This is a genomic window from Marivita sp. (genome assembly GCF_020055635.1).
GTDB lineage: Bacteria > Pseudomonadota > Alphaproteobacteria > Rhodobacterales > Rhodobacteraceae > Marivita.
Map to the genome: position 1 here is coordinate 1 of NZ_JAIPUT010000153.1, position 3269 is coordinate 3269.

General features: G+C 59.7%; 3 protein-coding genes. 2 read left to right on the forward strand and 1 reads right to left on the reverse strand.

Features of this window, described 5'->3' with window-relative positions; genetic code table 11:
- On the forward strand, nucleotides 1-906 hold a 906-nt coding region (locus LCF60_RS23930), incomplete at its 5' end, for a helix-turn-helix domain-containing protein (protein WP_292295038.1).
- A 273-nt stretch (nucleotides 907-1179) separates the two neighbouring features.
- On the opposite strand, the gene LCF60_RS23935 is transcribed toward LCF60_RS23930, so the two are convergent.
- Nucleotides 1180-2043, reverse strand: a complete 864-nt coding sequence (locus LCF60_RS23935; protein WP_292295039.1) for a LysR family transcriptional regulator — start codon at nucleotides 2041-2043, stop codon at nucleotides 1180-1182.
- Nucleotides 2044-2079: 36 nt separating this feature from the next.
- On the opposite strand from LCF60_RS23935, the gene LCF60_RS23940 reads away from it, so the two are divergent.
- Complete coding sequence (locus LCF60_RS23940; protein ID WP_292295040.1) at nucleotides 2080-3162, forward strand: hypothetical protein; 1083 nt, start codon at nucleotides 2080-2082, stop codon at nucleotides 3160-3162.
- Nucleotides 3163-3269 lie beyond the last annotated feature (107 nt).

The following is a 3269-nucleotide window of genomic DNA, read 5'->3' on the forward strand; positions in this document are numbered from 1 at the left end:
CTTCCCGCGCTATACCTGCACTTCGCGCTCGGGTCGGACCCGGATCGTCGCCCGAGGGCCGCGATCTTGTGGCACCTGGTACCGATGCTGGCGGTCACTGCCTCCGTCCTCGCCGATGCATTCTGGGCGATCGACCCGGTTCTGTTCATAACATATGGCGTGTATCTTTGGGCACTGACGGGGCTGCATCGTCTCGGGGCGCGCCATTTCAGTGGTCTCGGCCCCTACCTGGGGACGACGATGGTCTGGTTGCGTATCGTGATTGCGGTGATCTGCGCCAGCCTGGTTCTCGAGGTCGCGATCTTTACCGAATTGGTGCGGGGCGGTGCATTCCGAGCCTCGCTGCCGCTCCTGCTGTCCACGACCCTGTTCTTCGGCCTCGTCTCATATGCCTTGCTCGGCGCCATGGGGCGTCCGTCGCTCTTCGAGCATGTCTACAACATGCTCGCCGAACGGGCACCGCCGCAGAACGGCGAAGACGGTAGGCCGCGGCCCGGGTCGGCCGATCATGATCTCTTCGCGCGTCTGGACGTCTTCTTCGACGACCCCGAGATCCTTGCCGACGACACGCTGACCCTGACCCGGGTGAGCCGACGCCTGGGCGTCCCGGCGAGATCAGTCAGCGTCGCCGTGAACCGTGTCGCCGAGCAGAGCTTTTCGGATCTGCTCAACGATCGCAGAATATCGCTTGCCACCCGTCTCATCGACGAGGACCCCGATCGCCCGCTCCTCGACATCATCTATGCCGCAGGATTCGGCGCGAAATCCAACTTCTACATTCAATTCAAGCGTCGCACGGGCGTCACGCCGGCCGCATACCGGGCACAAGGCGTTGCCGGTCATCGCTCGCGCCATCGTGCGGCTTGTCTGGGGCAGACGGGAACGGCACCCAATGACCACAAATAGACCTGCGGGGTCGCAACGTCCTGTGGTGCAACGAGGCAAGCCAGACATATGCGATACGGGGTTGCCGACGGCGGTGCAACCAACCGCCGAAACTTGCAGGGGTAAGCCACCACCGACCCGCCCCGGCCCAGACCTGCCGCTCGCCTACGTGTTCGGTGCTGCATCGCAGCTTCACCAGACCGGACGTCCATGCATCCCGCAGCATTTTCGAAGGCCGTGCGGCGGCACCGCGGACTTTGCGGGCGTTCGAAGGTTGACACTGGATGTCCGCTTTCACCTAAACTCAGATGCGATCCAATCCACGATCCGGCTGATGCGTTGTTGGCCAACATGATCCTTTGACCACGAAACATACAGCCCATCGTCCGATGGCTCTGGATCGACCCAAATCTCCACAAGACGCTTTGACGACAGGTCGCTTTCGATCATGTAGGTTGGCGCCATGGCAATCCCGTGGCCGCCGATGGCTGCGTCCAGCGCCAAGGCAGATCGGTCAAAGTTGAGCAACTTGTGTGCGTTGCCATACCCCGTTGCCTCGATCAGTTTTTCCCAACGCCGATGCGCATCCTGAAGCAAAGGCAGCGTCAGCAAGGATTCCAGCCCCATGGGCCAGTCCGGCCGCAGAAAATCAGGGCTGCATACTGCAACAAGCCGAATGTCGGCCAGGCGACGTGACCGGTGGACGGGGTTAGGGTCATGTGCCCTTCCCGGCCACATTGCGATCTCGTTCCGACCAAGGCTGCGGGACAGTATCTGCTCATGGACTTCGGTCTTCAGCGAGACTTTCGGGAATGCAGTTGCGAAGGCATTCATGCGCGGCATCAGCCATTTTGTGGCGGTAGAAGACCCAAGGTGAAGGGTAATGCGATCATTTTCGTCGCCAATACCGACCAACGTCGTTTCCAGAACCGCAAGAGCTTGGGTGAAACCAGCGTGGCAGCGTTCGCCTTCAGCGGTCAGCGACACGCCGCGCGCGCCCCGCTTCAGAAGAACCACGCCAAGGTCGATTTCAAGCTGCTTGATCCGTTGGGATACGGCACTGCGTGATAGATTCAGTTCGTCGGCTGCCCGTTGCAGATTGCCGTGTGACGCCGCGACTGCGAACACACGGAGTGCATTCAGATTTAACGATCTCATTCCATAGGTCCAAGGCGATAGTTTTTCTAAACGTTGGTGAAAATCTCCTGCTTTGTCAAAACTGCGTGGCTGGTTGATACAGACAACGAAGCCAGAACCAGCCCTTACGAAGAGAACCCAAACATGCCTCAGATCATCCGGACAGCGACACCTGACGACATAGCGCAACTGGTTGATCTTTTGATGCTGGACGCTGAGGAGCGTCATGCAGAGGATGGCATTCTTTGGAAGATGGCAGAGGATGCACCGGCCCAAATCGAGAAGGCTCTGACATTCGCGCTGACCGCCGAACAGCAACCCTTTCGCCAGATTTGGCAGGTCGCGGATGAAGGCGGTCGGATCGACGGCGTCATTCATTCTATGATTTTGCCGGTGCCCCCGATCTATGCCGGGTCGAGTGGTGAACCGGGCCTCATTCTACCTGACTCTTTCGCGGCCCCCGATGCACCTGATGGCACGGTCAATGCTTTGTTGGTTGCGGCTGAGAAGGCCCTTCAGGAAGCCGGTACCAGGATCGTTCTGTCGTCCTATGTGTCGGGAGAGGATTGGCGGAAATCGTTCGAAGATGCGGGCTTTAAACCTTTGACGCTCTATTTGTCCCGCACTGTTCTCGGCGATCAGAGAACGCCTTCAATTGTCCGGCAAGCGACAGAAGAAGATGTTCCTGGCATCGTCATGCGCAGCGCTGAGAACCGGCGAGTTCTTTTCGACATCGACGCCTTCTGGGAAATACATCCCGAAGCCGATCCACGCTTCTCAGCATGGATGACGCGCAGCCTCACGCTGCGAGACCGAGACATGATGGTCATGGGCGCATCCAAGGAACTTGAGGGCTACATCATCGCGCAGCCCGCCTCGCGCCTGCACTTTCCGCCTGCCCATGACATCACCGGGACAGGCGTGATCGACGATTACTACCATCCGGAATTGGCCGATCTGGCACGCCTAAGGGATGGCGGCGAAGGCGCAACCGCGCTTCTGCGCGCCGCCGAAGCCGCTTTCGCCAACCGGGGCATGGGCGCTGCCTTTGTCGTTTGCCCCGCTGGATGGCAGTCCAAGATAGAGATGCTGGTAGAGTCAGGTTACGAGACCGCGATGATCTGGTCGATCAAGCGGTAGCGCCAACCAGTCAACGGCGATTCGTCCCGTCCGCAGCATCGGTGAGTCTGGGCTCGAAGCAGACCTCTGCGTGGCACCTCGTCTACGATGCACGGACAATCTCCGCC